This is a genomic window from Mesorhizobium sp. M0659 (genome assembly GCF_040320605.1).
Taxonomy (GTDB): Bacteria; Pseudomonadota; Alphaproteobacteria; order Rhizobiales; family Rhizobiaceae; genus Mesorhizobium.
Window position 1 is genome coordinate 329,194 of the sequence record NZ_JAMYPY010000003.1, and the last position, 23,091, is coordinate 352,284.

At 62.7% G+C, this 23,091-nt stretch carries 20 protein-coding genes; 10 read left to right on the forward strand and 10 right to left on the reverse strand.

All coding sequences use genetic code 11. The features are described 5' to 3' along the window. Nucleotides 1–213 precede the first annotated feature (213 nt). Nucleotides 214–750: a TetR/AcrR family transcriptional regulator gene (locus NKI31_RS07040; protein ID WP_352650963.1), complete on the reverse strand. Its 537-nt coding sequence runs from the start codon at nucleotides 748–750 to the stop codon at nucleotides 214–216. 149 nt (nucleotides 751–899) lie between these two features. On the opposite strand from NKI31_RS07040, the gene NKI31_RS07045 reads away from it, so the two are divergent. Together NKI31_RS07045 and NKI31_RS07050 are read left to right on the forward strand one after the other, a co-directional pair. Continuing rightward, nucleotides 900–2,204: an efflux RND transporter periplasmic adaptor subunit gene (locus tag NKI31_RS07045; RefSeq protein ID WP_352650965.1), complete on the forward strand. Its 1,305-nt coding sequence runs from the start codon at nucleotides 900–902 to the stop codon at nucleotides 2,202–2,204. Then, nucleotides 2,201–5,284, forward strand: a complete 3,084-nt coding sequence (locus NKI31_RS07050; protein WP_023696405.1) for an efflux RND transporter permease subunit — start codon at nucleotides 2,201–2,203, stop codon at nucleotides 5,282–5,284. Before NKI31_RS07045 ends, NKI31_RS07050 begins: the two co-directional genes overlap by 4 nt. A 164-nt stretch (nucleotides 5,285–5,448) precedes the next feature. Here the strand turns inward: NKI31_RS07050 and NKI31_RS07055 are convergent, their stop codons facing one another. Next, nucleotides 5,449–5,910, reverse strand: a complete 462-nt coding sequence (locus tag NKI31_RS07055) for a L,D-transpeptidase (protein ID WP_023670060.1) — start codon at nucleotides 5,908–5,910, stop codon at nucleotides 5,449–5,451. A gap of 331 nt (nucleotides 5,911–6,241) precedes the next feature. Between NKI31_RS07055 and NKI31_RS07060 the strand changes: the two genes are divergently transcribed. Together NKI31_RS07060 and NKI31_RS07065 are read left to right on the forward strand one after the other, a co-directional pair. Continuing rightward, entirely contained in the window at nucleotides 6,242–6,574 is a 333-nt protein-coding gene (locus NKI31_RS07060) for a hypothetical protein (RefSeq protein WP_023670061.1), read from the forward strand. A gap of 33 nt (nucleotides 6,575–6,607) precedes the next feature. Next, the gene (locus tag NKI31_RS07065; protein ID WP_023670062.1) at nucleotides 6,608–6,778 is read left to right on the forward strand and encodes a hypothetical protein; all 171 of its coding nucleotides are present in this window, start codon (nucleotides 6,608–6,610) and stop codon (nucleotides 6,776–6,778) included. Between the two features lie 71 nt (nucleotides 6,779–6,849). Here NKI31_RS07065 and NKI31_RS07070 read toward each other — a convergent pair whose 3' ends face one another. Beyond that, the gene (locus tag NKI31_RS07070; protein ID WP_023670063.1) at nucleotides 6,850–7,554 is read right to left on the reverse strand and encodes a response regulator transcription factor; all 705 of its coding nucleotides are present in this window, start codon (nucleotides 7,552–7,554) and stop codon (nucleotides 6,850–6,852) included. Between the two features lie 94 nt (nucleotides 7,555–7,648). On the opposite strand from NKI31_RS07070, the gene NKI31_RS07075 reads away from it, so the two are divergent. Next, nucleotides 7,649–8,377, forward strand: a complete 729-nt coding sequence (locus NKI31_RS07075) for a response regulator (protein WP_023670064.1) — start codon at nucleotides 7,649–7,651, stop codon at nucleotides 8,375–8,377. A gap of 223 nt (nucleotides 8,378–8,600) precedes the next feature. Further along, nucleotides 8,601–10,691, forward strand: a complete 2,091-nt coding sequence (locus NKI31_RS07080) for a PAS domain S-box protein (RefSeq protein ID WP_352650968.1) — start codon at nucleotides 8,601–8,603, stop codon at nucleotides 10,689–10,691. 234 nt (nucleotides 10,692–10,925) lie between these two features. On the opposite strand, the gene NKI31_RS07085 is transcribed toward NKI31_RS07080, so the two are convergent. Next, nucleotides 10,926–11,306, reverse strand: coding sequence for a hypothetical protein (locus NKI31_RS07085; RefSeq protein ID WP_023701367.1), 381 nt, complete (start codon nucleotides 11,304–11,306; stop codon nucleotides 10,926–10,928). Between the two features lie 504 nt (nucleotides 11,307–11,810). On the opposite strand from NKI31_RS07085, the gene NKI31_RS07090 reads away from it, so the two are divergent. Beyond that, complete coding sequence (locus NKI31_RS07090; RefSeq protein WP_023696407.1) at nucleotides 11,811–13,013, forward strand: aromatic ring-hydroxylating oxygenase subunit alpha; 1,203 nt, start codon at nucleotides 11,811–11,813, stop codon at nucleotides 13,011–13,013. Nucleotides 13,014–13,195: 182 nt separating this feature from the next. Here NKI31_RS07090 and NKI31_RS07095 read toward each other — a convergent pair whose 3' ends face one another. Beyond that, a complete protein-coding gene (locus NKI31_RS07095; protein ID WP_352650970.1) occupies nucleotides 13,196–14,608 on the reverse strand; it encodes an aminotransferase in 1,413 nt (470 codons plus the stop codon). A 292-nt stretch (nucleotides 14,609–14,900) separates the two neighbouring features. On the opposite strand from NKI31_RS07095, the gene NKI31_RS07100 reads away from it, so the two are divergent. From NKI31_RS07100 to NKI31_RS07110, 3 genes are all read left to right on the forward strand, one after another. Continuing rightward, nucleotides 14,901–15,818 (forward strand): ABC transporter permease, encoded by a 918-nt coding sequence (locus NKI31_RS07100; protein WP_023701363.1) that lies wholly within the window; start codon nucleotides 14,901–14,903, stop codon nucleotides 15,816–15,818. Continuing rightward, nucleotides 15,815–16,639, forward strand: coding sequence for an ABC transporter permease (locus NKI31_RS07105; protein ID WP_023670071.1), 825 nt, complete (start codon nucleotides 15,815–15,817; stop codon nucleotides 16,637–16,639). The genes NKI31_RS07100 and NKI31_RS07105 overlap by 4 nt, the downstream gene beginning before the upstream one ends. Before the next feature lie 91 nt (nucleotides 16,640–16,730). Further along, nucleotides 16,731–17,804, forward strand: coding sequence for an ABC transporter ATP-binding protein (locus tag NKI31_RS07110; RefSeq protein ID WP_352650972.1), 1,074 nt, complete (start codon nucleotides 16,731–16,733; stop codon nucleotides 17,802–17,804). Between the two features lie 40 nt (nucleotides 17,805–17,844). Here the strand turns inward: NKI31_RS07110 and NKI31_RS07115 are convergent, their stop codons facing one another. The 5 genes from NKI31_RS07115 to NKI31_RS07135 all read right to left on the reverse strand — a co-directional run bounded on the left by NKI31_RS07115 (nucleotide 17,845) and on the right by NKI31_RS07135 (nucleotide 22,979). Further along, nucleotides 17,845–19,140, reverse strand: coding sequence for a flavin monoamine oxidase family protein (locus tag NKI31_RS07115; RefSeq protein WP_352650974.1), 1,296 nt, complete (start codon nucleotides 19,138–19,140; stop codon nucleotides 17,845–17,847). Beyond that, complete coding sequence (locus NKI31_RS07120) at nucleotides 19,137–20,213, reverse strand: extracellular solute-binding protein (protein ID WP_023742923.1); 1,077 nt, start codon at nucleotides 20,211–20,213, stop codon at nucleotides 19,137–19,139. Before NKI31_RS07120 ends, NKI31_RS07115 begins: the two co-directional genes overlap by 4 nt. A gap of 116 nt (nucleotides 20,214–20,329) precedes the next feature. Continuing rightward, nucleotides 20,330–21,412 (reverse strand): ABC transporter substrate-binding protein, encoded by a 1,083-nt coding sequence (locus NKI31_RS07125; protein WP_023708596.1) that lies wholly within the window; start codon nucleotides 21,410–21,412, stop codon nucleotides 20,330–20,332. 58 nt (nucleotides 21,413–21,470) lie between these two features. Next, nucleotides 21,471–22,151 carry a transcriptional regulator BetI gene (gene betI / locus NKI31_RS07130; protein ID WP_023708595.1) on the reverse strand — a complete coding sequence of 227 codons (681 nt, stop codon included), beginning with the start codon at nucleotides 22,149–22,151 and terminating at the stop codon, nucleotides 21,471–21,473. A gap of 27 nt (nucleotides 22,152–22,178) precedes the next feature. Continuing rightward, nucleotides 22,179–22,979, reverse strand: coding sequence for a methyltransferase domain-containing protein (locus tag NKI31_RS07135; RefSeq protein ID WP_352650977.1), 801 nt, complete (start codon nucleotides 22,977–22,979; stop codon nucleotides 22,179–22,181). Nucleotides 22,980–23,091 lie beyond the last annotated feature (112 nt).

The window sequence follows — 23,091 nt, forward strand, 5'->3', positions numbered from 1 at the left end:
CGAGCGCCGTCTCAAGGCTGACACGGCAGTGTTATGGTGCGGCGCAACATAGTCGGCCGCGCATTCGCGCAGTCATTCCTGAACCATCGATCCAACGAATCAGGGGGGCTGTAGCTTGTAATCGCCGATGTCGTGATGCGTGCCTATGCCATGCCGCTCACCAACCGTCCTTTCCGCCCGGCCCGTATCGCTTCTTCGACCCGACGCCTTGAGCTATCCCGCAATCTCCAGCAGGGCCGATACCAGCAAGCAGCGTTCGTCGGCGGAAAGCACGTCGGAATCGAAGAGGTTCATGCTGCGCAGCCCTTCGATGGCCAGAAAGCAGACCAGCAGCGTCTTCAGGTCCGGCGTCTCGCTCTTCAGCCGCTGCAGCAGCTGCGACTTGAAGGCTTTTATCGGCGTCAGGAAATCCGGATCCTCGGCGATCGCCGAGAATATCCACGAAGCCGTCGGCTTCGGCTCCTCGCAATCATCCGCCGAGAGCCGGATATAGGTGGCGAGCAGGCTCTCGCCGCTGGCGCCGGCGACACGGCCCGATTCCAGCGCCAGCTCGAACGCGCGCAGGTAATTCTCCACCAGGCCCTGCATCAGTTTGGCCTTGGTCGGAAAGTTATATAACAGGCCGCCTTTCGACACGCCGGCGCGGCTGGCGACGGCGTCAAGCGACAGGCTGCCGGGACCGGCCTCGCGTGCGACATCGGCGGCGGCGGCGAGTATCTTGTCGCGCGAATTTGCCCTTTGGGTCTTCATCGATCCCTTCCCCCGCACCAGCCTAGGCGGAATTGACAAGACCGTCCAGACGGTACAGTAAGTTCGCCGTCATTTGTAATCGGGACCTGGCGTCGATAAGTGTCCCGCTATTCGGCTATTTTGCCGGACACCGGCCGAGGGGACAGTTCGTGAAGCGCTTCATCTCTATCACCGCAATTCTGCTTCTGCTCGCTCTGGTGTGCGTCGGCGTTGTCGGCTTCAACCTGTTCCGCGACAACGCTATCAAACAGTATTTCGCCACCATGAAGCCGCCGGCGACGACCGTATCGACGGTTGTCGTCAAGCCTTCCGACTGGACGCCGGGCGTCGAGGCGATCGGCACGGTACGCGCCGTGCGCGGTGTCGACCTTACCGTCGAGACCAGCGGCATCGTCAAGGACATCCTTTTCCATGCCAACCAGAAGGTGCCGGTCGATTCGGTCCTGCTGCAGCTCGACGATGCCGTCGAACGCGCGGATCTGGTCGCGGCCAAGGCGCAGTCCGTCTCCGACAGGACGGCGCTCGAACGCGCGCTGGAGCTGCAGCGGCGCGGCGTCGGAACGGATGCCACGCTCGACACCGCTCAAGCCGCTGCATCGGCCTCCGCCGCGCAGGTCAACAAGCTGCAGGCCGTGCTCGATCAGAAGCAGCTGACGGCGCCGTTCGCCGGCACCGTGGGCATCCCCAAGATCGACCTCGGCCAATATCTCTCGCCCGGCAACGCAGTGGTGACCTTGCAGGATCTGGACACCATGCGGGTCGATTTCTCGGTACCCGAACAGCAGCTGCCGCTGCTCAAGATAGGCCAGGCGGTGCGGCTCGGCCTCGGCGGCACCGGCGGCGGCGCCGACATGCCGTTTGCCGGCTCCATTCGCGGCATCGATCCCAAGATCGACGCTTCAAGCCGCCTGGTGTCCGTCCGCGGCGAGGTCGCCAACCCTGACGGCAAGCTGACGCCCGGCCAGTTCGTCCAGGTTCGCGTCGAGCTGCCGCAGGAGAAAAACATTCTGTCCTTGCCGCAGACGGCATTGACGTCGAGCCTCTATGGCGACTTCGTCTTCGTCGTCGTTCCGGCGAAGCCGGCGGAAGGCGCCCCAGCCGCGAAACCCGAGGAAAAGCCTGCTGCAGGGGCCGACGCAGCAAAGCCGGCGGCAGATGCAAAGCCGGCAGACGCGAAACCGGCTGCCGAAGACGCCGCGGCGAAGCCCGCGGACAAGCCGGCTGTCGACCCCGCGAAGCCCGCGGCAGAACCGGAAAAGCCGGCGCTCGTGCTGTCGCAGGTGTTCGTGAAGCCCGGCCGCCGCAACGACGGCATGGTCGAGATCATCGAGGGCATCAAGGCCGGTGACGAGGTCGTCACCGCCGGTCAGAACCGTCTCTTCAACGGCATGTCCGTCGCTGTCGACAACACCATTGACCCCAGCAAGTCGGCTAACCAGCAGGCTCAGCAATGAACTTTTCCGACATCTTCATTCGCCGGCCGGTCCTCTCCACCGTCCTCGCCTGCATGATCCTGCTCCTGGGTTTCCAGGGCATCTTCAACCTGTCGATCCGGCAGTATCCCAAGGTTGACGAGACGGCGATCACCATCACCACCGCCTATCCCGGCGCCAGCGCCGACCTGATCCAGGGCTTTATCTCCGCCCCGATCGCGCGGGCCGTCGCCTCGACCGAGAACATCGACTACGTCACCTCGTCCAGCCGGCCGTCTTCGAGCACTGTGGTCGTCCAGATGAAGCTCGGCTCCAATCCGGATGTCGCGCTCACCGAGGTCCTGTCGAAGGTGCAGGGCGTACGCGGCACCTTGCCGGATGCATCCAAGGACCCGGTCATCGTCAAGGGCACCGGCCAAGAGTTCGCGATGATGTACATCTCGATGCAGAATCCGAACATGAGCAAGGAGCAGCTCACCGAATATATCGAGCGCGTCGTGCGGCCCCGCATGTCGACGGTCGAAGGTGTCGCCGACGTGCAGATCTTCGGCGCCGAGGAATATTCGATGCGGGTCTGGATCGACCCGGTCAAGCTTGCTGCGCGTGGCGTCACCGCCGCCGAAGTGCTGGCGGCGATCAACAACTCCAACTTCCTGTCGGCGCCCGGCAACACCGAGAACGAATATGTCGTCTCCTCGATCACGGTTCGCTCGACGCTGCAGACGCCTGAGGCCTTTGCCGAGCTTCCGCTGCGCTCGACGGACGGCCAGGTGGTGCGCTTGCGCGACGTGGCGCGAGTCGAGCTTGCCGCCGAGAGCACCGACACGAGGGTGAGCTTCAATGGCAAGCCCGGCACCTTCCTCGCCATCTTCCCGACGCCGGCCGCCAACCCGCTGACAACGGCGGAGGCGATCCACAAGATCGTGCCTTTGATTCAAGAGACGCTGCCGAAAGGCATGACCATCGAAATCGTCTACGATTCCACCGAACAGATCAGCGCCTCGATCGATGAAGTGTTCAAGACCATCGCCGAAGCCGTCGCCATCGTCGTCGTGGTCATCCTGTTGTTCCTCGGCTCATTCCGCTCGGTGATGATGCCGATCGTGACCATCCCGCTGTCGCTGGTCGGCGTCTGCTTCCTTTTGTTTGCGGTCGGCTATTCGATCAACCTTCTGTCGCTGCTGGCCATGGTGCTGGCCATCGGCCTTGTCGTCGACGACGCTATCGTGGTGGTGGAGAACATCCATCGCCACATGGAAGAGGACCACATGTCGCCGATGCAGGCGGCCTTCAACGGCATGCGCGAGATTTTCTCCGCCATCGTGGCCATGACCATCACGCTCGCCGCCGTGTTCGCGCCGCTGGCCTTCACCGGCGGCCTGACCGGCGCGCTGTTCCGCGAGTTCGCGGTGACGCTCGCCGGTTCGGTGGTGCTGTCCGGCCTCATAGCCGTCACCATCACGCCGATGATGGCGGCGCGTCTGCTCAAGGCGGGATCGCACAGTCGCTTCCAGCGCGTCGTCGACGGAACCTTCAGCCGTGTCGAGCATGTCTATGAGCGGGCGGTCACCGCCTCCTTGAGAAATCGACCGGTGACGCTGCTGATGGTCGTGGCGCTGGTTGCGCTCACCGGCTTCATGTTCACCAAGACCTCGAGCGAACTGGCGCCGGAAGAGGACCAGGGCTTCCTCTTGTCTATCGTGACGGCACCGCGCTACGCGACCTCGGACTACACCGAGACCTACGTCAACCAGATCCTCGGCCTGGTGAAGGACATTCCCGAAACCAGGGCGCAATTCTCCGCCGTTGCCTTTGGCGGCGCCACCAACGGCGCCTTTGTCGGCTTCGCCTTCAAGGATTGGGCCGAGCGCCAGCGCAACTCAAAGGAGCTTCAAGCCGATATCCAGGGACGCCTCGGCAAGGTGGCCGGCGTCGAGGCCTTCGTCTTCGCGCCGCCGACGCTGCCGGGCTCCGGCGGCGGCCTGCCGATCTCCATGGTGGTGCGCTCGACCGGTGGTTCCGCCGAGGTCTACGAGGCGGCCGAGCAGATTAAGAACAAGGCGCAGGCCTCCGGCCGCTTCATCGTCGTGCAAAACTCGATGTCCTTTGACGCTCCGCAGGTGACGGTGACCATCGACCGCGACCGCGCGGCGGCTCTCAACCTGCCGATCGCCGACATCGGCCAGACGCTGACGCTGCTGGTCGGCGGCGCCGAAGTGGCTCAGTTCGACCGCGACTCCAACAGCTACGACATCATCCCGCAGGTGCCGAAGGAATTCCGCGACAATCCCGAGAAGCTCGGCGAATATTTCGTGCGTAGCGTGACCGGCGAAATGGTGCCGCTTTCAGCGGTGGTGAAGATTTCGACCAACGCCGCGCCGGCCGCGATCGAGCAGTTCAACCAGCTGAACTCGGCGACGATATCAGCGCTGCCGCTTCCCGGCGTCACCACGGGCGACGGGCTGCAGACCCTGGAGAACCTTGCCAAGGAGAGCCTGCCCGATACCTTCTTCATCGATTATTCCGGCCAGTCCCGGCAGGAGAAGGAGCAGGGCAACACGATCCTTATCGCGTTCGCAGCCGCCGTAATCGTCATCTATCTGGTGCTGGCGGCGCAGTTCGAAAGCTTCCGCGACCCGCTGATCATCATGATGGCGGTGCCACTGTCGATCTTTGGCGCCATCGTGCCGCTCAATCTGGGGCTTGGAACGCTCAATATCTACACGCAGGTCGGCCTGATCACACTGATAGGTCTGATCACCAAGCATGGCATTCTTCTGGTCGAGTTCGCCAACCAGCAGCGCGAGCTGCATGGCATGAGGCGGCGCGATGCGATCGTCGCCTCGGCCAAGGTGCGCTTGCGGCCGATCCTGATGACGACAGCGGCGATGGCGCTCGGCGTCGTGCCGCTGATCGTGTCCAGTGGTGCTGGTGCGGCGGCGCGCTATTCGATGGGCCTCGTGATCTTCACCGGCATCCTGGTCGGAACCATGTTCACCCTGTTCGTGGTGCCGATGTTCTACACCTTCATCGCCAGCAAGGACCTGCCGCACCACGCCGAAAAGCCAGACCCGAAGCTGATGCCGGTGCACGCGGACTGAGCTGCGAACGGCGTTAGCGAACAAACGAAAAGAGGCCGGAAATTTCCGGCCTCTTTTTTGACTGGATTGATTTACCGCGAAGCTCTGATGGAGCTTCAGGCGGGAACTTGCGGTGCGGCATGACCTGGCCGGCTGCGCTGCACCATCGCTCCAAACGCAGTCTGCTACTTGACGATGACGATGCTGGTGTTGGTCGGGCCGAAGGTTTCGACCAACTGGTAGAAGTCGGCGGCATTGTCGGGATGCAGCCGCACGCAGCCATGCGACGCCGGCCGTCCCAGCCGCTTGATGGCGTTGGTCGCATGCACGGCGTAGCCGCCGCTGAAGAAGACCGAATGCGGCATCGGCGCGTTGTCGTATTTCTTCGAATGCCACATCTCGTGCATGCGGGTCGGCTTGAACGAGCCGGTCGGCGTGACATGCGCACTGTCGCCGGTCGAGACCTTCCAGGCGAAAGTCGGCCGGCCATCGACCAGCACTTCCATGGTCTGCTGCGACAGCGAAACACGCGCCACGATCTGGTTTGCCGCGGCATGGGCGGTGCTGTTGGCGGCGCCAAGCAGAAGCGCGGCGCCGCCGGCTGCGGCGGTGACGTTGATGAGTTTGGCGGAAATGGCTTTGTACATGATGGCTCCTCTTTGCCGGTCCTGCCGGCGTCAATTCGGTGGCCGCCTTATCCCCGCGCCATGTTTCAGACTGACTTCGCTGAGGCTCGTTTGTGTTTCGAATCTGTTTCCTCTGGTTAACAAGCAAGGTGGACAAGGGAAGCGTGCTCCGCCTTCGCTGCGCACTCCCGATCACGCACCGCGCCCCCAAACGAAAGTGCTGATGTCCTTATATGAAAGAAGATTGGCTTCGCTCGAAACCGACTTGCAACAAAGCGCGGCCTGGGCGGCATGATCTGGTTACAGGCTCGCGGCACAGTCATCCCAACGAGAACAGCCGGCGCCAACGAAAATGAGCATCAAATCGACCACCCTGTCCTGGCTCTTCAGGATAAGCATCGCCGCATTTGTCGTCGGCGGCATCGGCACAGTAGCCGGCACCCCGATGACGAAACTGGCGGTGATGAATTCGGGTGAGATTTCGACGCTGCATGCCGCGCTGTTCATAGCCTTGGTCTGGATTGTCTCCAGTCTGCGCATCAACCGTCTCAGGGCCCTCTGGCGGGTCGGCCTCGGGTTGAAGTGGATGCGCGGCCCCTCCGGCAACTTGCTGCCGAGAGGACCGAAGGCCCGCGTCGCAACGGGGGGCTCCGTGGGCGACGCGGGCACTTCGGGTTTATCCTGAAGCACCCGCGGTTCTGATTTTTGGGGACAACCGATGAAGACGAAATCTGCAGCCTCCGTGCTTTCGGTACTGCTCTATGCACAAGGCCTGCTCGGCTTTGCCGGTCTCGCCACGGTTCTCCTGAAGGACCGCGCGCATGCCGCCAGCGAAATCGTAGTCGCCAGCGAATTGCCGTCGGGACCATCGCTTCTGGTGGTGCGCTGACGCCTATGCATGGCGCCCGAGATTGCGCAGCTTTTTTGGGCGAGCCGAGGAACAATCCAGCCTCCCGACCCTCAGTCGGCGCGCTGCGTCGGCGGGTCGAACCGGTAGCCTGCGCCGCGTATAGTTGTGATGGTTTCGGTGTCGAGCTTGCGGCGCAGCCGCACGATGCGCGAATCGATCGAGCGGTCGAAGGCATCGGCATTTTCGGCGGGCGCCGCCGCAATGATGTCGTCGCGCGTCAGCACCTTGCGCGGGCTGGCCAGAAACAGCCTGAGCAGCGCCACCTGGCCCGGCGACAGCTGTTCTTCCGTACCCGAACGGTGCATGACGATGGCCGACCGCAAATCGACGGTGGCATTTTCCAGCACGATCAGTTCCTGGGCGGACCTGCCGCGCCGCGTCAGCAGGCCGCCGATGCGCGCGGCAAGCTCCCTGACATTGAGCGGACTTTCGACGACATCTGCGGCGCCAAGCTCGAGCGCCAGCACCTTGTCGACCAGATCGGCCGGCCGGCAGATCAGGATGAAATCCGGCCCCGCCTTCCCGTCCGCGCTCTGGCCGCCGCCATAACGCCTGAGCAGGTCCCGCCCTTCCGCCTGGCTGAGGCTGTCGCCGACGATGACGATATCGATGCCTCCGGCCGAAAGCAGGGATTCAGCTTCCCAGGGCTGCCGCGCCTCGCGCACGTCATGGCCGCGCCGGTCGAGATGATCGGCAAGATCGCCGGCCACCACATCGGCGACGGAAACCAGCGCGATGACGGATCGTGCAGCCATGTTTTTCTTCCCGTTCCCCCGCAACCGGATATGAGTGCTGGACATCATGTTTATACCCAATCTACTTTCCGCTGAAAGCGGGAGCGAGGCCATAGTGCGGGCACGGATTGTCATCGTCGAGGACGAGCCCGATCTCCGGGACGCGGTCGCCGAGTATCTCGGCGCCAACGGCTACGATGTGACCCAGGCCGGAAGCGCGGCCGAGGCGCGCGCCTTGCTGGAGACGGAATCGTTTCATTTGGCCATTCTCGACATCGCCATGCCGGGCGAGGACGGACTGTCGCTCGGCCGCTGGCTGCGCTCGAAAATACCGGTCGGCATCATCTATGCCACGGCTGCCGGCACCGCACTCGACCGCATTGTCGGGCTGGAGCTTGGCGCCGACGACTACATCGTCAAGCCCTACGAGTTGCGTGAGGTGCTGGCTCGTGTGCGCAGCGTGCTGCGCCGCGTTCCGCAGCCGAGCCCGCCCCAGGCGGCGAAGACACAAGCCGATGGCGGCCGCCGCCTGACCTTCGGCCCGTTCCAGGCCGACCTCGACGGCAGGCTTGTCACTGGCGCCAACGGCGCCGTCATCGACATGGCCAAGAGCGAGTTCGATGTGCTGGAGGTTTTCCTGACCCGCGCCAACCGGCTGTTGACGCGATCGGCGATCTCCGAGGCGATTGGTTTTGTTGAGGATCCTGAATCGTCGCGCGCCGTCGACATTCGCATCATGCGGCTGCGCAAGAAGATCGAAACCGATCCGGCCAATCCGAAATTTTTGCGCACAGTGCGCGGCGAAGGCTATATCTTCTCGCTGCCGACCGGTGACGGGCACTAGAGCAATTACAGGAAAAGTGTACGCGGTTTTCCGCCCGGAATTGCGTAAAAACAAAGAGATAGAGGCTTCTCCGTTTCCGTGAAACGGTGAAACGCTCTAGCAATTCCAGGAACAGTGCGTAGCGATTTTCCGTTCGGGATTGCATTGAAACATGGAGCGTTTCACCTTTTTCGTGAAATGCTCCATAGCTGCCTAATTCGACGGCCCTTTACTGATGGCTGACATGACCGCTGAACCAGCACCACGTATGGACCCGCAAGGCGCTCGCCAGAGCGCCGCGATGGCGGCTGTGCGCGTCGTCCGCCGGTTGCGCGATGCCGGCGACTGGCAGCGCGAGATGGAAACCATCCTCGAAACGCTCTGCAGCGCCATGAATTGCCAGCGCGGCATCCTGTTCAGGCTGCGCGAATTGCCCGGCCAGGGCTTCGCCCAATCGGTCGCCGCCTACTGGATCGATCCTCGCTTCGGCGGCGAACTGGCTTCGCCGACGGTGATCATGCAGTCGATCGTCGATACCGATCCGCTGCTGGAGCGGATTGGAGAGGACGAGCGGCAAGGCAAGATCTTCGCCGGCCATACGCGCGATCTCGACGGGTTCCTCAGGGCCGATTTCGAAAAGCAGCACATCAAGTCGTTCCTGTCGGTATCGGTGTTCGCGCACGGTCATCTGTGGGGCACGTTCGCGGTCAATGACTGCCTAAACGAGCGCGAATGGACCGAAGAGGAAGAGGCGACGATGCACATCATCGCGCTCGCCATCGGCGACGCCATCGAGCACTCGCCGTCCGACGCCCATGCCAGCGAAGTCATCCGCCGCACCATGCTGCAGGCGTCGCTCGACGCCATCATCGTCATCGACGAGACCGGCTCGATCATCGAATTCAATCCGGCCGCCGAAAAGATGTTCGGCTATCAGCGCAGCGACATCCTCGGCAAGGACCTGCTCGATACCGTGGTGCCGGAATATTACCGCAAGGGCTATGTCTCGGGCGCCGAATACATGTCTGGCCGCGGCGCGCCGATGGTTGGCCAGCGGCTTGAGACCGTGACACAGAATGCGGCCGGCGAGGTGTTTCCCATCGAATTGACGGCGACCGAGATGCGGGTGGCCGACCGTCAGCTCATCTTCGGTTCGATCCGCGATCTGCGCGATAAGCTGCGCGCCGAAGAAGAGATCAACCGCCAGCGCGAAAAACTGCACCAGAACGAGAAGATGGCGGCGATGGGTTCGCTGCTGGCCGGTGTTTCGCACGAGCTCAACAATCCGCTCGCCGTGGTCGTTGCTCAGTCGACGCTGCTGCATGAATTCGCCACCGACCCGCAGACCAAGGTTCGCGCCGAGAAAGTGCGCGCCGCTGCCGAGCGCTGCGGCCGCATCGTCAAAAGCTTCCTGTCGATGGTGCGCCTGCATCCGGCGGCGCAGGCCGAGACCGATCTCAACCAGGTGATCCGCGCGGCACTCGAAGTGACCGCCTATGGCGCACGCTCGAGCGGCATCATCATCGACACCGATTTCGCGCCCGGCCCGCTGCTGGCGATGGCCGATGCCGACCACGTCACGCAGGTGGCCGCCAATTTCCTGATCAACAGCCAACACGCTCTGGCCGGTATCGGCGGCGACCGCCTGATCAAGGTGCGGACATTCCGCAGCGATCGCGGCAACCCCGGGTTTTCGGTCGAGGACAACGGACCGGGCATTCCCGAGGCGATCCGCAGCCGCATCTTCGAATCCTATTTCACCACCAAGCCGGTCGGCGTCGGCACCGGCATCGGCCTGTCGATCTCGAAATCGATCGTCGAGCGCCACAACGGCAATATCTGGTTCGAGGAGGTGCTGCCGCGCGGCGCGCGCTTCGTCGTCCAGCTGCCGGTAATCACCGGCGGCGCGGCAGCAGCCGGCGACAGCCCGGCTCGTTCCAGCGGCTTGCGCTATGCGCTGATCATCGACGACGAACCCGACGTCGCCGGCTCCCTCTCCGACATCCTGGAACTGATGGGTATCAAGTCGCGGGTTGTGCCGGCCTGGACGTCGGCGGCGGCGACCTTGACCGGCCACATGCCGCCAGACATCGTCTTTTCCGACTTGCGCATGCCCGGCACCAGCGGCATTGCCATCTACCGCGAATTGCTCGCCGACAACCTGGCGCTGGCCAAACGCTTCGTGCTGGTCACCGGCGACCTGATCGGCGCCAAGGCCGAGATCGAAGCCTTGCCGGCGCCGCAGCGCCCGCAAATCCTGGAAAAGCCGTTCTCGACGCTGGACGTCCGCGGCGTACTCTCGGCAATAGCCGACCAGGTCGCCGCCGCCGGCTAAGTTTTCGAAGCACCCACGTAGGGTCTATCGAGATTCGGGTCAGGCCGAGTCGAGAATGGTGGTTCCCGAGAACCGGAGCGGAGCGTACTTGAAGTACGCGAGCACCGGAAGCGCAGGGAACCTCCATGCGCAGGCCGGCCTCACCCGAATCTCGATAGACCCTAAAAAAGAGGCTCCCGACCGAGGGAAGCGGCGGGAGCCAAGAACGAGCGCGGGAGGAAGCGCTCGGGAGGTTCAGAAAACGTTGGGTGTCGTGGTCAGCGGCGCTGCGTTGGCGATCATGCGGACGGCACGCGCCTTGTGCACGCCGGACTGGGCGGCGATGACGCGCAGGCACTCCGCGCTCTCGGCGCCCCAGGCCTGGCCCTGGCAGGCAAAATCGATTTCCGGCTCCGGCAGCCGGGCGGTCTTGATGGTGGTCAGCGCGCCCTGGACGACATTGGCCGGCGGGTTGAGCGAAGCGAAGGCCGGACCGGAAGCCGGTGTCAGGAACATGACGGCCAGAGCGCAGGCGCCCAGCATGGAGAACATCGCAACCGGATGGTCGCTGGCGCGCTGACGCAGTGCCGGTTTGGCGCGCCGTTCGTTGCTGGTGATCTCGATTTTCGTATGCATTGCTGCTCCCCTTCGTTTTCTTATGAAACGAACCTAAGCGCGCCTGGTAACGGGCGAATGATGCGCTTGGCTTGCCCGCGTAACAGGTTTGAAACAAGAAATTCGGGCATATCCGGACAGATCCGGTCATGTGCCGACGGCAAGATGCATTTGCGAAGCTGTTTCATGCGCGCAATCAAATGTTGACGACAGGCGGGCCGCGAACGCACCAAGCCCGCTTCCTGTCGGCCGCACTATGAACAAGCTCACACTGCGGATCGAATTTGCGGACGCCAGGTATTTTTCGTCTCGGAGCGGGCCGTGTTTGCAAGCTCGGCACGGCCAAATCCGCATGCCGGACAGCTATTTCACGACCCCGGTTAACGCCCGGATATTCCGGGATTTTCCGGCTTTCAGCCGGCCCTGTTGTGCCGACTTGAAAAGTTGAGATTTCTACAAGCCATTGCATTTCAACGCAAAATATGGTTTTATTGAATGAGTATTCAATAAAAGAAGAGCTTTTTTATGAACCCGCATCTCCGTGACGTGGCGATCCCCAATGATTGGGACCGGCGGGGTCTGCCGGGCTGGAGTTATCACTCCGACGCGCTTCTCGAACTTGAGAAGGAATACGTCTTCCGCAACCATTGGCAGATCGCCGGCCATGTCTGCGACGTGCCGAATGCCGGCGACTATCTGACTATGGACGTGGTCGGCGAGCGGGCGCTCATCGTGCGCGGCAAGGACGGCGTCGTGCGCGCCTTCAACAACATGTGCCGGCATCGCGGCAGCCGCGTCGTCGCCGACAGCCAGGGCACCTGCAAGAACGCGCTGGTCTGCCCGTTCCATGGCTGGGTCTACAATCTCGACGGCACGTTGCGCGGCGCCGCCCGGCCGCGCTCCTTCCCCGAGCTCGACAAGACCGAATTCGGCCTGATGCCGCTCGACCTTGAGATATGGATGGGCTTCATCTTTGTCCGCTTTCGCAAGGGGGGCCCGCAGCCTTCGGTGGCCGAACTGTTGAAGCCGATCGAGGCCGAGATGGCCCACTACAATGTAGCCGAGATGGTGCCGTCCTGGGGCATCTGGACACAGAAAACGCCGGTCAACTGGAAGTCGGTGCGCGACGTCGACAATGAAGGCTACCACGTCGCCATGGCGCATCCGGCGCTGCAGGATCTCTACGGCTCGACCTATTTCGACGAGCCGTTCATCAACGGCGTGTCGCGCTCGTTTGCCACCTACAATCCGCATGCCGGCCGGCGCTGGAGCGTGCGCGAATACATCAAGCTCACGCCCGATGCCTCACACCTGCCGGAGCATCTGCGCAGGGCCTGGATCTATTACGGCATCTTCCCCAACAACGCGCTGTCGATCATGCCGGAATCGGTGCAGTTCTATCAGGAGTTCCCGCTGTCGACCGGCGAGACGCTGCTGCGCGGTGCCATCTACCGCTACCCCGACGAGACCCGGGAACAGGCGGCCGCCCGCTATCTCGCCTACCGCATCGACCGGGACACCATGAACGAGGACGTGCAGCTTTCCGTGTGGTCGAACGAGTCCATGATCTCGGAGGCCTTCGAGGGTTTTTATCTCTCCGACCTCGAATACGGTGTGCGCACCCACCACGACCATCTGCGCAAGCAGATCCCGGTGCTGGGCCTGGAGACCGCGCCGGAGGAGAAGGACATGTGGAACCTCAATGAGGCGATGCGCTCGCAGGTGTAGGGCCTTTTCCCTTCTCCCCGTTTCACGGGGAGAAGGTGCCCAAAGGGTGGATGATGGGCAGCGCCATCATCTCGCTATTGGTTGCGGAATCCTAACCTTGGCAAGCGCCTGCGCCAAAATCTCGCAAGCCGGCCGCCCGCCTGCCGGAATCCTCTCCCCGTAGAACGGGGCGAGGAATGCTATCACCCCTGCCACACGCCCTCTTTGCGCAGATCATCCATGGTCCGCGAGATCCCCTCACGCAGGATCGCCACCATGTCGTCGATCTGCTCTCGCGTGATGATCAGCGGCGGCGACATCACGCACATGTTGATCAGCGGCCGGACCAGGAGGCCGAGTTCGTGGCAATGCGCGTCGATGCGCTTGCCGACATCCTTGTCGAGCTGCAGCGGATCCTTGCTTTCGCGGTCGGCTACGCACTCGACGCAGCCCATCAGGCCCACGCCGCGGACTTCGCCAACCAGCGGCAGCTCCTCCAGCGTCTTCAACTGCGCCTGGAAATAGGGCGCGACATCGCGCGTGTGGGCCAGCACGCTGTCTTCCAGGATATCGAGGTTCTTCAGCGCCACCGCGCAGCCGATGGGATGACTGGTATAGGTCAGGCCATGGCCGAACATCGCATCGGGATGGTTGGAACGGCGCATTTCCTGAAGCAGCCGCTCCGAGATGATGACGCCGCCAAGCGGGAAATAGCCTGATGTGACGCCCTTGGCGAAGGTGATCATGTCGGGGTCGATGCCGAAGCCATCGCCGGAGGCAAAGACATGGCCGAGCCGCCCGAAGCCGGTCACCACCTCATCGGAGATATAGAGGATATCGTTGTCCCTGCAGATTTCGCGAATGCGCTTGAGATAGCCATCCGGCGGCACGACGACGCCGCCGGATGCCTGCACCGGTTCGCCGACGAAAGCACCGATCTTCTCTGCGCCGACGCGGGCGACCGTATCGCGAAACTGATCGACCAGGAAATCGCAGAAGGCGGCGATGTCAATGCCTTTCGGCCGCCGGAACGGGTCTGGCGAGGACAGTTTGACGACCAGATCGTCGGCGCCGTCCATCCAGTCGCGGTCGCGCGGCCGGCCGTTGAGCGAGGCCGACAGATAGGTCGAGCCGTGATAGGCGCCGCCGCGGCTGAGGATCAGCTTCTTTTCCGGCCGCCCGCGCACATTGTTGTAGAACTGCATGAAGCGCAGCGCCGTCTCGACAGCCGACGATCCGCCGGTGGTGAAGAAGGTATGGCTGAGATCGCCCGGCGCATGATCGGCGAGGCGCTTGGCGAGCTCGGCCGACGGCGCATTCATCGTATACCAGGGCGTGTTGTAGGACAGCATCATCGCCTGGTCGTACATCACCCTGGCCAGCTCCTCGCGGCGGTGGCCGACATTGATGCACCACATGCCGGCCGGCCCGTCGATCAGTCGCTTGCCTGTTACATCGGTGATGTAGATGCCATCGCCCTCGCCAATCAGCGCACGCGCTTCATTGCCGACCGAGCCGGCATAAGGCCAGGGCTGGATGAGATGGCGCTTGGCCAGCTCGACCGCATCGCCACCGTCAGCCATTTCCATCGCTCTTAGGTCTCTTGCAGCCGCCATCATTGCCTCGCATCGTCTGAGCGTAATTTCACCGGACAGAAAGCGAAGCGCCAAGGGCAGGAAAGCCGGCTTTCTTCACTTCGTTTTGAATGTCCGTTCAATCAATATTACAGAAATAGCGCTTGATTTCAATGCACGGATGCGCTCATGATGAAAGAAAGCCGGCAAGCTTGGAGCGCAACCAGCAAAGCGCGCTCCGCAAAAATTGGGAACAGGCAGCCGGCCCGGTCAATGGGAGCATCATGGCGGAACAGTTCGAGCCAGCAACCGAGATCACGCCCGGGTCGCTGCAATGACGGTAGCTGCCGAAGGGGTGCCCACGCGACGCATGACGCGAGCAAGGCGAAACGCCCTTCTGCAGTCCGAATCCGTCCAGGGCCTTGCCCTGATCAGCCCGACCTTGGTCTACGCTTTGATCCTGCTGCTGGTGCCGATCCTGGTGGTCTTCGCCCACTCCTTCTGGACGCAGAACTACCTCACCATCGACCATACATTCACGCTGGAGAACTATCGCATCGCGCTGACCGAGCCGATCTACCGCGATCTTCTGTGGCGCTCGCTCTACATTTCCCTGACGGTGAGCTTTTTCACCGTCATCCTCGCCTATCCGATCGCCTATTTCATCTCGTTCCATGGCGGTCGCCACAAGAGCCTGTGGCTGTTCCTGATTACCATCCCGTTCTGGACCAGCTATCTCCTGCGCGTGATGTCATGGAAAGTCATCCTCGGCTATAATGGCGTGCTGAATTCCGGCCTGATGGGCCTCGGCATCATCGACGAACCATCGACCGCGCTACTCTACAATTCCAGCGCCGTCATCATCACGCTCACACACGCTTGGGCGGCCTTCGCCATCCTGCCGATCTTCGTTTCGCTCGAGAAGGTCGACCGCACCTTGGTCGAGGCTGCCACCGATCTTGGCGACGGCCCGCTGCGCTCCTTCCTGCGCGTGACGCTGCCGCTGTCGGCGCCGGGCGTCATCTCGGCCGCTCTCATCGTCATGATCCCCACCGTCGGCGACTACGTCACCCCAAGGCTGGTCGGCGGCAAGGATGGCGTGATGATCGCCAATGCCATCGAGTCGCAGTTCCATAAGGCCTCCAACTGGCCACTCGGCGCGGCATTGTCCGTGACCACCATGCTGGTCGTGACGCTGATGGCGGGCGCCACCGTGCTCATCATCCGCGCGCTGCAGAGGCTGGCGCGATGACGGCGAGGCGGCGCCTTTTTCCCGGCGGCTGGCTGTCCGCCTACGCCTTCCTCTACGTCGTCTTTCTCTATCTGCCGGTGATCTTCCTGCCGATCTTCTCGATCAACACCGCGCCGACGCCAAAATTTCCTCTCACCGGCTATACGCTGAAATGGTACCAAGACCTGCCGAAGACGCCGGCGCTGCTTGACGCCGCCTGGAACAGCCTGATCGTCGGTATCTCGGCATCGGTGCTGGCGACGCTGCTCGGCATCCTCGCCGCCCGCTCGATCACCCGCTACCGCTATCCCGGCCGCCGCACTATCAATGGCCTGATCATGGCGCCGCTGGTGCTGCCGGAAATCATCCTCGCCATCTCCATGCTGCTGGTCATGCTGCAACTGGGCTTAAGCCTTTCGCTGTTCACCGTCGTACTCGGCCATGTCCTGATCTGCATTCCCTATTCGATGACGGTGCTGACCGCCGGTTTCGAGGGCTTCGACCGCAGCCTCGAAGAAGCCTCCGCCGATCTCGGCGAGAGTGCCTTCGGCACCTTCCGGCGGGTGACGCTGCCGATGGTGGCGCCGGCGATCATTTCCAGCCTCCTGGTCTGCTTCACCATCTCGCTCGACGAGTTCGTCATCGCTTTCTTCCTGACCGGCACCGAGACGACGCTGCCGATCTATATCTGGGGCCAGTTGCGCTTTGCCGCCAAGCTGCCGGGTGTGTTGGCGCTGGGCACGCTGCTGCTGGTTGCCTCTTTCGTTTTGATGACCGTTGCCGAGATCCTGCGCCGCCATGCGGCCAGACGCACCCAGAGCGAGGGAGGCCTCTATGCCTGAGCAGTCCCGGGCCGAACGGCCTCAGGATGAGCCATCCAAGCAAGATAAGTCCGAGCGGGCCCAATCTGATCGACCCCAAACCGACCGAGCAATGATCGAAATCCGCACCGTTACCCGCAGCTATGGGGCGTTCAAGGCGCTCGACGACGCCTCGCTGACCATCAAGGAGGGCGAGTTCTTTTCGCTGCTCGGCCCTTCCGGCTGCGGCAAGACCACGCTGCTGCGCATGATTGCCGGTTTCGACAACCCGACCAGCGGCTCGATCTCGGTCGGCGGCCAGTCGATGGAAGGCATCCCGGCCAACCGCCGGCCGACCAACATGGTATTCCAGAGTTATGCCATCTTCCCGCATCTCAATGTCGAGCAGAATGTCGCCTATGGGCTGAAACGGCTCAGGCTGGGAGGAACGGAAGAAAAGCGCCGCGTCGAGGAAGGGCTGGCGCAGGTGTCGCTCACCGGCCTCGGCAAACGCCTCGCCACCGAGCTTTCCGGCGGCCAGCGCCAGCGCGTGGCGCTCGCCCGCGCCTTGGTGATGCGGCCCAAGGTGCTGCTGCTCGACGAGCCGCTGTCGGCTCTCGACAAGAAATTGCGCGAGCAGATGCAGGTCGAACTGCGCCGCCTGCAGCAGGCGGTCGGCATCACCTTCGTGCTGGTCACCCATGACCAGTATGAGGCGCTCGCTATGTCCGACCGCATCGCCGTAATGTTCGGCGGCAAGATCGCCCAGGTCGCCTCGCCCAAGGAAATCTACCAGCGGCCGGTCAACCGCCAGGTCGCCGATTTCCTCGGCGGCATGAATTTCGTAAAAGCGCAGATCATAGAGGAGAATGCCGCCTCGCTGGTCGTCGACACGCTGGGCTTCGGCCGGGTCAGGACCGACAAGCCGAAGGCCTTCGTGCGCAATGGCGGCGGCGCCACGCTGGGCATCAGGCCGGAGCGATTGCGCGTGCTGTGGGACAACGCGACGGCGAAATTCGAAGTGGCCGGCAAGGTGGTCGAACGCCACTATTTTGGCGAGATCACCCATCTCATCGTCGAGATACCCGGATTGGAAAAGCCACTGTCGGTCACCGAGACCAACGACTTCGGCGCCGACGATATCCCCGTCGGCACTTCGATCCGCCTCGGCTACGATCCGGAGGCCTTGGTGGCGATGGCGGACTGAGCATGATCCCGAAAAGTGGAAACCGGTTTTCGGAATAAGATCATGCTCCACTAAGAATTTTAAGTTCCGTCGCGATCTGTTTGGCTGCGATCCGCCCCATCACGATGGCGCCTTCGACATAGCCCGGGAATGACGGCGACAGTTCCGACGATGCGAAATGAACAGGATCTGCGCCGGCACGGATCGTGCGCTCGGCATCCCTTGCCGTCACATCGACAATAAGGTCGCTGTAGGCGCCGCCGCTCCAGCGGTCATCGATCCAGTCGCGCTGGCTGAAATCGATAATATCGGCCGCCTCCGGGCCAAGGGCATCAAGGAGCCTTGCCGTGACCTCCGCACGCAGCGCCGCGTCCGCGAGCGGACGCCAACGCAACGCCAGTGGTCCGCCGACGAAGACGACCAGCGCGGCATGTTGCGCATCCTTGCTGGCGTCACAGGCGAACAGGCCCGGCAGGTCGCGCCACATCACCATGCCGCACAGGTCGCGCTCGCGCCAGAACGGCGTGGGATAGCGCACCAGGATCTTGATCACCGCACCGCTTTCCCAGACGCCGAGCGCCTTTGCGAGAGCCGGCGGCAGAGCGGGCGCGAAATCCAGCTTCGCGGCCGTCGCCGGCGGCAGCGCGACCAGCACTTTTCGCGCTTCGATGGAGCTGCCTGCCGAGACGGCACGAACCCCTTGCGGGCCGTGCTCGATGCGCGTAACCGGCTCGTTCAGCCAAACCCTGTCGCCGAGATCTCCGGCCATATCCTCGGCCAGCGACTGCATGGTTTCGAGCAGCGAATATTGCAGCTCAGGCACCTCGTTGGTGATGCGGCGGTCATTGTCGATGAGGTACCACAGCGGCACCTTGTCCATCGCCAGGCACCACAGGCCTTCGATCATCGAGCGGAAAGCCGTCTTGGCGTCAGTGGGATCATGCTGGCGTTCGAGCCAGGCGGCAGCGCTCATGCCGGCGATCGAGGGATCGTCCGGCTCGATCGCATTCATCCGCTCGCGGATTGCCATCGCGCCATGATAGGTCCGTTCGGCCTCTTCGACCGACAGCGATGGATGGGTGATGAAATCGCCATTCACATAGGTTTCGACGAAGGCCTTGCCACGGGACGCGGCCAGCGCCGTCACCTCCGGCATGTCTTCGCAGAAAAACTGGCCGCCGCTGTCGATGCGCTCGCCAAGCCCGTTGCGAATAGCCTCGACCCTGCCGCCGACGCGGTCGCGTGCTTCGAGCAGCACGACATTGATGCCGGCCTTTCTCAGCTCAAGCGCAGCCGACAGGCCGGTGAAACCGGCGCCGACGATGACGACATCGGTTCTTTCAGTCCTGTCGCTCAATAGCCGGCCTTGATCTTCTCGAATTCCGTGACCATGCGCTGCTTGAGCTCAGGCGGCACCGGCTGCTGGAACAGCGTCTTGTCCAAGAACTTGTCGAGATTGTCGAAGCCACGGTCGCTCAGCACCTGATGGTCGATCGCGGCCATCCCGGCACTGTTGCCGTGGCCGTAGCCGAAGGTCTTGACCAAGTAATCGGACACGGCATGCGCGTTGACCGCACTGAGGAAATCATAGGCCTGATCGAGCTTGCCCGGCGCATCCTTCATCAGCACATAGCCGCACACCCAGGTGGATATGCCTTCCCTGGTGTCGCGGTTCATGGCGATCGGCATGCCTTGGCCCTTGAGCGTCACGAAGGTCTCATTCCAGCCCCAGACGAGGTCGACCTCATTGCCGGTAAAGGCCTGGTTGAGGTCGGTGTCGTCGGTCCAGTAAAAGCGGATGTTCTTGTGGACGTCACGCAGGAAGGCGGACGCCTCCTGGAACTGCGCGTCGGTCATCTTGGTCCAGTCCTTGAGGCCGATGACCAGGCTGGCCAGCGCATAGGCGTCATCGACATTGTCGCCGATGGTGACGCGGCCCTTGAATTTGGGATCGGCGAAAATCTTCAGCGACTGCGCTTCCTCCGCCGTGACCTTGTCGGTGCGGTAGAGCAGCGAAGTGTTGCCCCAGTCGAACGGCATGAACCAGGCCTTGCCGTCGGCGGTGACGGCGAGATCCTTCATCGCCATGATGCCGGGATTGAGATCCTTCCAGCCGGCGATCCGCGAGGTGTCGAGCGGTTGCAGAATGCCGGCCTCGCGCCACTTGGTCACGCTTTGCGAGCAGGGGTGGGCGATGTCGGCCTTGAAGCCGGCGCGCATCTTCTGGAACGCTTCCTCCTCGTCGCCGAAGAAAGCAAAGGTAGGCTCGGCGCCGTATTTGGCGGTGTAGTCGGGGTGCAGCAACGGATCTTCATAGCCTGACCAGTCGAACACGACGAGGTCGCCGCCGCCTTCGGCATGAGCAAGCACGGCGCCGGCGCCGACTGTAAGAGCAGCGGCAAGGGCGAGGCGGCGAAGCATGGAATTCATGGCGCGAAACTCCTCATCGCGAAAAGCGGCCGGGCGACGTTACGGAATTTCAGCGGCCTTGGCGAGACCGTCTGCCCGGCGCACTGACAGGCAGACAGAGGAGGCCGGACAGAGCTTTAGTAGCCTGCCTTGATCTTCTCGAATTCGGCGATCATCTTGAGCTTGAGCGACGACGGCACGGGCGATTGGAACAGGGTCTTGTCGACGAATTTCTGCACGTCGTCATAGCCCTTTTCTTTCAGGATCGCCGGGTCGACGCCGGCCATGCCCTTGGCGTTGGCCTGGCCATAACCCCAGTCCTTGACCAGCACCTTGGCGGTCTCGGGATCGTTGATCGCGTTGAGGTAGTCATAGGCCTTGTCGACATTGCCGGGTGCGTCCTTGAACAGCACGTAGCCGCAGACCCAGGTCGAGATGCCTTCGTCCGTATCCTTCTTGGACTTGATCGGCACACCGGCAGCGACGGATTGTACTGTGGCATCGTTCCATGCCCAGGCGAGATCGACCTCGCCGCCGCTCAGCAACTGCACGACGTCGGTGGTATCGGTCCAGTAGGAGCGGACATTTTTGTGCACCTGACGCAGGAAGTCGGAAGCCTGCTTGAACTGGTTGTCCGTCATCTTGGTCCAGTCCTTGAGCCCGATGGCAAGGCTGGCCAGCGCATAGGCGTCGTCGACATTGTCGCCGATTGAGACCCGCCCCTTGAACTTGGGGTCGGCGAAGGCCTTCAGCGACTGCACATCCTTCGCGTCGATCTTGTCGGAGTTGTAGGTGAGCTGGGTGTTGCCCCAGTCCCACGGCATGAACCAGGCCTTGCCGTCCGAAGTGGTGGCCAGATCCTTCATCGCCATGATGCCGGGATTGAGATCCTTCCAGCCGGTGATCCTCGAGGTGTCGAGCGGCTGCAGCAGCCCCGCCTCGCGCCACTTTGTCACGCTCTGCGAGCAGGGATGGCCAAGATCGGCCTTGAAACCGGAGCGCACTTTCTCGAAGGCTTCGTCCTCGTCGCCGAAGAAGGCGAAGGTCGGCGAGTCGCCGTTCTTCTCGACATATTTGGGGTGAAAGCTCGGGTCCTCATAGCCCGACCAGTCGAACACGATCAGGTCCTTGTCGGCGGCGACCGCAATCGCCGCGGCCGAACCAGCCAGCGTCGCCGTCAGCGCCAATGTCAGTGTCAGGCGTCGGGTTATTCTTTTCATGCTGTTCCATCCTCTTTGTTTTTGATTGTTCGCTCCGGCTTGGATCTGCCGGTTGTTGTCAACGTCCGCTGCCCGGCCGGTAGTGTTTCGGAAAGGCGGCCGACAGGAATTCGTTTGCCGCCTGCAGCGCGCTCTCACGGGTGACGTCCTCGGTCCCCATCATCAGCCGCAGCCACAAGCCCTCCAGCATGGCGCTGAGCGCGAGCGCCATGACCTGCGGCTCATAGGCATAACCACCGCCCTGCTTGAGCGTGGCACAGAGGTCGATGAAGATCTTCTGGTAGGCCGCGTCGCGTGCGCCGCACAGCGCCTGGTAGGTCGGCCGCGACTTGGCCTCGCCCCAGAACGCGCACCAGGCCGCGAGCTTGCGCTTGTTGCAGATCGAACGGTCGAAATCGGCGGCGACCAGCGCCCGCAGCTGCCGGGCTGGATCCTCGCCGGCCTTGGTCAGCGCGACGCGCCAATGCGCCGCATATTCGTCGGCCATATAGGCAAGCGTGGCGACGAGCAGCTTCTCCTTGCTCTCGAAATGGAAGTTGACGATGCCGCGCGACAGGCCGGCGCCGTCAGCGACATCGGCCATCGTCGTTTCCGAATAACCGCGCTTGGCCAGCGAATCGATGGTCGCTTCGATCAGCTGCTGTTGCCTGACCTCCTTCGACGCCTTGCGGCCGCGTTTTTCCGGTTCGGTTTTTCCAGACGTGTCGGAGGATCGCTCTTCGCGCGCTGCAGCTTTCATCGGTGCCGTCATGCTCCACATTGCCGGCTATCCCACCACAGCCGGCTTCCACCCGCGAAGATGAGTGGGACGGTGCTCGCCACTGTCAAGCACCTTCTGCATGGCCTCCCAGGTTCGTATGTTCTTGTCGATATAGGCCGCTCCGACTGCGGCTGCCGCCGTCTGGTAGAGCGGGCCTTTCAGCCTTTCCAGCTCGCCGCGCGCGACCTTGCGATACCAAGAATTGCGGTCTCTGACGGCGACATCGGCAAAGCCGGCGCTGCGCATCGCTTGCGCATAGCGTGCCGGCGAGGCCATGGCGAAGGACAGGCCTTCGGCCGCGACATAGGCCTTCATCTCAGATGACGGCTCGCCGTCATGGCCGATCAGCCAGTCGGAGGCGGCAAGGACGCCGCCCGGTTTCAGCACGCGGAAGATTTCGGCAAACAGCGCGTCCTTGTCACGCACATGCAAAAGCGCGTCCTTGGAGAACACAACATCGAAGGCGCCGTCGGTGAAAGGCAGCGCTCCGGGTGACGCCTGGATGAAGCTGGCGCGGTCTGAGAGCCCGCGTGCAGCAGCCCGCGTTCTGGCCGCCTCGATCACCGGGCGTTCGATGTCGAAGCCGGTGGCATGGGCTGCACCGTGGCGCTCGATCAGATGCAACGCGATGCCGCCGGAGCCGCAGCCTATGTCGAGGATCGTCTTGCCCTTGAGCGACAGGCCTCCGACCACCCGGTCGACCTCGTCGGGTCCGCCCGGCGACAGATAACCCTCGCCCCACAGCGCCTCGAGGAAGCGGATCGCGGCGTCGTCATATTCCGGCTCGCCATCTGCCGTTTCGATCATCAGACTTTAAGTCCCATCAGCCGAATTGCGCAGGTTCGAATGCCGGCAAAGCGTAGCGTATTAACAGGAAAACGCAATATAATTTGTTGAACATTCATTCAGAACGGCTGGA